The sequence below is a fragment of the Streptomyces sp. NPDC030165 genome, assembly GCF_055573595.1.
The window spans coordinates 164,430-170,565 of sequence record NZ_JBVIBD010000019.1 but is presented as its reverse complement, the minus strand read 5'-3'; the positions used below and the strand labels follow the sequence as shown (position 1 = coordinate 170,565).

The 6,136-nt window shown below is 72.1% G+C and carries 7 protein-coding genes; 3 read left to right on the top strand and 4 right to left on the bottom strand.

The window, feature by feature from the left end:
• Positions 1-131: 131 nt before the first annotated feature.
• Positions 132-395: a hypothetical protein gene (locus ACZ4Z1_RS30925; RefSeq protein ID WP_468489948.1), complete on the bottom strand. Its 264-nt coding sequence runs from the start codon at positions 393-395 to the stop codon at positions 132-134.
• A gap of 139 nt (positions 396-534) precedes the next feature.
• On the bottom strand, positions 535-1,695 hold the full coding sequence (locus tag ACZ4Z1_RS30920; protein WP_468489947.1) for an adenosine deaminase: 1,161 nt from the start codon (positions 1,693-1,695) through the stop codon (positions 535-537).
• A 103-nt stretch (positions 1,696-1,798) separates the two neighbouring features.
• On the opposite strand from ACZ4Z1_RS30920, the gene ACZ4Z1_RS30915 reads away from it, so the two are divergent.
• Entirely contained in the window at positions 1,799-2,566 is a 768-nt protein-coding gene (locus ACZ4Z1_RS30915) for an alpha/beta hydrolase (protein WP_468489946.1), read from the top strand.
• 28 nt (positions 2,567-2,594) lie between these two features.
• Here the strand turns inward: ACZ4Z1_RS30915 and ACZ4Z1_RS30910 are convergent, their stop codons facing one another.
• Complete coding sequence (locus ACZ4Z1_RS30910) at positions 2,595-3,140, bottom strand: MarR family winged helix-turn-helix transcriptional regulator (RefSeq protein ID WP_468489945.1); 546 nt, start codon at positions 3,138-3,140, stop codon at positions 2,595-2,597.
• A gap of 93 nt (positions 3,141-3,233) precedes the next feature.
• Between ACZ4Z1_RS30910 and ACZ4Z1_RS30905 the strand changes: the two genes are divergently transcribed.
• Positions 3,234-3,644: a VOC family protein gene (locus tag ACZ4Z1_RS30905; RefSeq protein WP_468489944.1), complete on the top strand. Its 411-nt coding sequence runs from the start codon at positions 3,234-3,236 to the stop codon at positions 3,642-3,644.
• A gap of 45 nt (positions 3,645-3,689) precedes the next feature.
• Here the strand turns inward: ACZ4Z1_RS30905 and ACZ4Z1_RS30900 are convergent, their stop codons facing one another.
• The gene (locus tag ACZ4Z1_RS30900) at positions 3,690-4,697 is read right to left on the bottom strand and encodes a LysR family transcriptional regulator (RefSeq protein WP_468489943.1); all 1,008 of its coding nucleotides are present in this window, start codon (positions 4,695-4,697) and stop codon (positions 3,690-3,692) included.
• Positions 4,698-4,759: 62 nt separating this feature from the next.
• Between ACZ4Z1_RS30900 and ACZ4Z1_RS30895 the strand changes: the two genes are divergently transcribed.
• Complete coding sequence (locus ACZ4Z1_RS30895) at positions 4,760-6,094, top strand: MFS transporter (protein ID WP_468489942.1); 1,335 nt, start codon at positions 4,760-4,762, stop codon at positions 6,092-6,094.
• Positions 6,095-6,136 lie beyond the last annotated feature (42 nt).

The following is a 6,136-nucleotide window of genomic DNA, read 5'->3' as shown; positions in this document are numbered from 1 at the left end:
TCCTCCGACAGAAGAAACCCCCCACCCCCCCCTCCCCCCCCCCCCCCCCCCCCCCCCCCCCCCCCCCCCCCCCCCCCCCCCCCCCCCCCCACGGCCATGTCCGCTCCGGGACGGGTCCCGGAGCCGGTGTCTCAGCCGAGGGCCTTGGTGATGCCGCCCGCGGGCAGGCCGCCGAGCAGGTTGCCCTTGTTGTTGGTCTTCAGGCTGTGCTCGCCGCCCTGGTCGGTGGTGATGCCCTTGGCGGTCTCCTCGACGGGCAGGCTCTGCAGCGTTCCCGCGACGTCACCCGCCACGTCGTCGGCCGGCCCGGAGGCGGAGGCGGTACCGGCCGCCGCGGCGGCGAAGGCGACGCCGAGCGCGGCGGTACCGAGAGTCCTGATGGTTCCCTGCTTCATGGAAATACATCCTTGTGATGGGAGTTCGACCGGACCGGAAATCTAGTGACGCCGCCGACACGCCGCAAACACCTCTCGGGAACGGAAAACGACCGGCGCTTGACACGCCGGCCGTTCTGTTCTCCCGTATCCGTTCCGGTTACTCGGAGCGATACTCGCTGATCACCGCGGGCTCGGCGTCCACCTGCCGGAACAGCCATTCGGACCGCAGTTCGGCATAACCGGGCTTGATCACATCGTTGATCATCGCCAGGCGTTCATCGAAAGGAATGAACGCGCTCTTCATCGCATTGACGGTGAACCACTGCATGTCGTCGAGCGTGTACCGAAATGTCGAGACCAGGTGCTCGAATTCCCGGGACATGCTCGTACCGCTCATCAGGCGGTTGTCGGTGTTGACCGTCAGCCGGAACTGCAGGCGGCGCAGCAGGCCGATCGGGTGCTCCGCGTACGAGGTGGCGGCGCCGGTCTGGAGGTTGGAGGTGGGGCACATCTCCAGCGGGATGCGCTTGTCCCGTACGTACGAGGCGAGCCGGCCCAGCTTCACCGAGCCGTCGTCGGCGACCTCCATGTCATCGGTGATGCGGACGCCGTGGCCGAGCCGGTCCGCGCCGCACCACTGGAGCGCCTGCCAGATCGACGGCAGGCCGAACGCCTCGCCCGCGTGGATCGTGAAGTGGTTGTTCTCCCGCTTGAGGTACTCGAACGCGTCGAGGTGGCGGGTGGGCGGGAAGCCGGCCTCGGCACCCGCGATGTCGAAACCGACGACGCCCAGGTCGCGGTAGCGGTTGGCCAGTTCGGCGATCTCCAGGGCGCGGGCCGCGTGCCGCATGGCGGTCAGCAGGGCGCCGACGCGGATGCGGTGGCCAGCCGCGCGGGCCCGCCGTTCGCCTTCGCGGAAGCCCTCGTTGACGGCCTCGACGACCTCTTCGAGGCTGAGGCCCTTCTCCAGGTGCTGCTCGGGCGCGTACCGGATCTCGGCGTACACGACGCCGTCGGCGGCCAGGTCCTCGGCGCACTCGGCCGCCACCCGCTTCAGGGCGTCGCGGGTCTGCATGACGGCACAGGTGTGCGCGAAGGTCTCCAGATAGCGTTCCAGCGAACCGGAGTCGGCGGCCTCGCGGAACCAGACGCCGAGCTTCTCGGGGTCGGTCTCCGGCAGGTTCTCGTAGCCGGCCTCGCGGGCCAGCTCGACGATGGTGGCGGGGCGCAGGCCACCGTCGAGGTGGTCGTGCAGCAGCACCTTGGGCGCGCGGCGGATCTGGTCGCCGGTCGGAAGGGTGGTGGTCTCGCTCGTCATCTCGGCACTGTAGCCCCTACGCGCGTAGAACTTCACGAACGATACCCAACGGTGACCCGTACACGGGGTGGCCCGCGGCCCGCCTTCTGCCATCGTTTCGGTCATGGCTCAGCAAGCGTTGCCGGTGCGCGGTGCCCGGCTGGGGAAACCGCGGGGAGCGGCCGGAGCGGGACGGGCGGTGTGCGGCGTCGCGCTGTTACTGCCGGAGGGCGGCCCTTCGGGCACCCGGCGGCCCTCCCCCTTGTCCACCCTGGCGGCCCGTCCGCTGGCCGGCCGGCTGGCGCGCGCAGGACGGGCTGAGGGCCTGGTGGCCCATGTCGTGCACTACCGCTGCCGCGGCTGGAACGGCGCGGCGGCCCACCCGGCGCAGGACACCGCCTGGGCGTTGGAGGAGGTGGTGCGGCGGTACGGGGACGTGCCGGTCTGCCTGGTCGGTACGGGCATGGGCGCGCGCGCCGCCCTGCACGCCGCGGGCCATCCGGCGGTCAACTCCGTGCTGGCGCTGGCTCCTTGGATTCCCGACCTGGGCCCGGAGGGCGCCGACTCCGTGCCGGTGAAACAGCTCGCCGGCCGGCGGGTGCTGCTCGTCCACGGCACGAACGACGAGCGGACCGACCCGGACCTCTCCTACCGCTACGCCGAACGCGCCAAGAAGATCAACCGCGACGTCTGCCGCTTCGAGGTCCACTCGGACGGCCACTCCCTCCACCAGCACCGCTCCGAAGTCCTCGCGCTGGCCGCCGACTTCGTGCTGGGTTCGCTCTTCGCCCACGGCTACGCCCGCCCGGTCGCGGACGCGCTGGCGGCGCCGCCGCCGCTGGGGCTGCGGATGCCGCTGGCGTCGGGGTTCGGGGAGTCGCTCAGGCACTGACCGGGCGGGGCCCGGTGGGCCCCGCGGGTCACCGGCCGCCGCCCGCCTTGCGCAGGGACGCGGAGCCCGGGTGCACCGGCGGTGCCAGCGGCCGCAGCAGTTCGTACAGCGCGGCGCGCTCCTCGGCGCCGAGCGGCCCGAAGAAGCGGTCGGTCACCTCGTCGACCACCCGGTCGGCGAGTTCCCGCTGCCGTTCGCCCTCGGGGGTGAGGGTGAGCGCGTAGCGGCGGCGGTCGTCGGGGTCGCGGTCGCGGGAGAGCCAGCCGCGGCGCTCCGCGTCGTCCGCGATGGCGACCATGGTCGTACGGTCCGCGCGCAGGATGTCGCCGACCTCCTGCTGGGAGATGGGGCCCAGCTCGGCGACCACGACCAGGAAGCCGTGGTGGCGCATGACCATGCCGTGCTCGGACAGCGCCTCCTCCAGCATCCCCCACATCCGCATGACGGCGTGGGACATCAGGAAGCTGGGGCCGCGGAGCATCCCGGCGGGCATCCTCGGTCCGTCGGCGTAGAGGTCGCCGACCAGTTCACCGGGCCGGGGCGGCGCCGCGCCGATGCGTTTCGATGGCTTCACGCCAGTCATCTTCCCGCATCTTGCGGAACAGTCAGCCCTCCCTATACTCAGTTTCATCAATCGTCAGCTCTGCTGACTATTAGGGAGGCTCTCGTGCCGAACACGCTCGACCACGTGATCATCCACTGCCACGACCAGAAGGCCACCGCCGCCTTCCTGAGCGAGCTCATGGACGGCCCCGAACCCGCCGACTGGGGCCCGTTCACCCAGGTGCAGACCGCCAACGGCGTCGGCATCGACTTCCTCGACAGCGCGGTGGAACCGGCCGCCGTCAACGGCAGCCACGTCGCGTTCCTGGTCACCGACGAGGAGTTCGACGCGATCTTCGCCCGTATCCAGAAACGGTCACTGCGCTACTGGGCCGACCCACACCGCGAGAAGGAAGGCGAGATCAACCACCACTGGGGCGGCCGCGGTCTCTACGTCCTCGACCCGGGCGGCACGGTCGCCATCGAGTTCATGACCGTGACGTACGGGGACCCGGAGGACATGAGCGAAGAGTGAGGCAAGAGGGAACCTCTCCCCGTACGGGAAATCCACCGGGACCCCTCACCGGGGAATCAGCTTCCCCCGCCGTCCCAGCAGGAACTTCTTGAACGCCGCCACCGGAGGCGTGTCGGGATGGCCGTCCATCCAGGCCAGACCGATCTCGCGGACCGCGCGCGGGGCCGTGACCGCCAGCTCGGCGACGCCCGGGCGCGGCACGGCCGGCGGCGGCAGCAGCGCCACCCCGAGACCGGCGGCGACCAGGCCGCGCAGCGTCTCGGCCTCCTCCCCCTCGAACGCGATCTTCGGTGTGAACCCCGCCTCCGCGCACAGCGCGTCGGTGATGCGGCGCAGCCCGTACCCCGGCTCCAGGGTGACGAACAGCTCCCCCGCGGCCTCCGCCAGCCGCACCCGCTTACGGGCCGCCAGCCGGTGGTCGTCCGGCACCACCAGCCGCAGCTTCTGCTCGTCCAGGCGGCGCGCGACGAGATCGGGGTAGTCCGGGACCGGCGACGTCAGACAGAGGTCCAGGTCACCGGCGCGCAGCCGCTCGATCATCGCCTCGCCGTAGTTCTGGACGAGCTGGAAGCGCACCCGCGGATGGTCGGCGCGGAAGGTGCGGATCAGCCCCGGTACGGTCTCCGAGCCCATGGTGTGCAGGAAGCCGAAGGCGACCTTGCCCGCGGTGGGGTCGGTGTCGGCCCGTACGGATTCGGTGGCGCGCTCGACGTCCAGCAGCGCGCGCTCCGTGGAAGCGAGAAAGGCACGGCCCGCCGGAGTCAGCGAGAGGGTCCGGCCGTGCCGGGCGAAAAGGGCGACGCCAAGGTCGGCCTCCAGCCGCACGATGGCGCGGCTGAGGGTGGACTGCGGCATGCCCAGCTCGTGCGCGGCGCGCGTGACGTGCTCGTGGCGCGCGACAGCGGCGAACTGCGCGAGCCGGGGCGTCAGGGCCAGCGCCCACGAATCCACCCCGAGGTCGGCCGTCTCCGCCGGTTCACCCGCCCGCGCCCGGATGTCTTTCACGTTGCCGGTTTGCGACAGAGGCCGCCCTGAACTGCTGTGATGCGCCACAGCATCGATTATGGCGTTTCTATGCATTGGACGCATGAAACCGGCGGGCTTACGTTCGGATCATGCCTCCCGCCGATACCGGGGCGTCGGCCGCCGCGCGCGCCGACGCCTGCGCGCAGTCGTCCCCCGTCACCTCCTCCGCCCCCGCCGCCGACGCGCACCCGGCGCCCGACCCCGAGGCCGCCAAGCTGCACCCGGGCGGCCCCGGCTACCGCCGGATGAGCTTCGCCCTCTTCGCCGCGGGCGTCGCCACCTTCGCGCTCCTGTACTCGACGCAGGCGCTGCTCCCCGCGATCTCCGCCGACCTCGCCGTCACGCCCGACCAGGCCAGCTGGACCGTGTCGGCCGCGACCTTCGGCCTGGCCCTGGCCGTCATCCCGCTGAGCGCGCTGTCCGAACGCCTCGGCCGCCGCACGATGATGACCGCTTCCCTGTCGGTCGCCGCGCTGATCGCGATGCTGGTGCCGTTCGCCCCCGACCTGGGCTGGCTGGTCGCGCTGCGCGCCGTCCAGGGCGTGGCGCTGGCGGGGCTGCCGGCCTCCGCGATGGCGTTCCTCGCCGAGGAGGTACGGGCCAAGGCGCTGGTCGCCGCGATCGGACTTTTCGTGGCGGGCAACAGCATCGGCGGCATGTCGGGCCGCATCGTCACCGGCTGGGTGGCCCAGGCGTGGGGCTGGCGCGCCGCCCTCGGCGCGGTCGGACTGATGGCCGTGATCTGCGCGGTGACCTTCCGCCTCCTGGTCCCCAGGGCCCGGCACTTCTCCCCCCGCGCGGTCGGCCCGCGCGCCCTGGCCCGCACCCTCGGCGGCCACCTGTCCGACCCGCTGCTGCGCCGTCTGTACGGCATCGGCGCCCTCTTCATGATGGTCTTCGGCGCGGTCTACACGGTCATCGGTTACCGCCTGGTCGACGAACCGTTCCACCTCCCGCAGGGCATCGTCGGCTCGATCTTCCTCGTCTACCTCGTCGGTACGGTCTCCTCCGCCGCCGCGGGCCGTCTCGTCGGCCGCGTCGGCCGGCGCGGGGCCCTCTACCTCGCGGTCGGCACCACGGCGGTGGGCCTGCTGCTCACCCTCACCGCGTCGCTCGCCGCGGTCCTGCTCGGCCTGGTCCTGATCACCGCGGGCTTCTTCGCGGGCCACGCGGTGGCGTCGTCGTCCGTCAGCCGCGCCGCGAAGACGGCTCGCGCCCAGGCCTCGGCGCTCTACCAGTGCGCGTACTACATCGGCAGCAGCATCGGCGGCGCGCTGGGCGCGGCGGCGTTCCACGCGGGCGGCTGGGAGGCCACCGTCGCCCTCGGCCTGGCCGCGATGGCCGGCGCCGCGTCGATCACGCTGTACGCCACGCGGAAGGCGATGGCGGAACGCCGCGTCGTGCACGTACAGAAGGCCGCGTAACAGCCCTCGCAGCCCGAAGGGCCCACCCCGCCACCTGTCCTG

Coding starts and splice junctions, on each gene's coding strand:
- ACZ4Z1_RS30915 (WP_468489946.1), top strand. CDS start 1,799: ATGGCTCAGCAAGCGTTGCCGGTGCGCGGTGCCCGGCTGGGGAAACCG.
- ACZ4Z1_RS30925 (WP_468489948.1), bottom strand. CDS start 395: ATGAAGCAGGGAACCATCAGGACTCTCGGTACCGCCGCGCTCGGCGTC.
- ACZ4Z1_RS30920 (WP_468489947.1), bottom strand. CDS start 1,695: ATGACGAGCGAGACCACCACCCTTCCGACCGGCGACCAGATCCGCCGC.
- ACZ4Z1_RS30895 (WP_468489942.1), top strand. CDS start 4,760: ATGCCTCCCGCCGATACCGGGGCGTCGGCCGCCGCGCGCGCCGACGCC.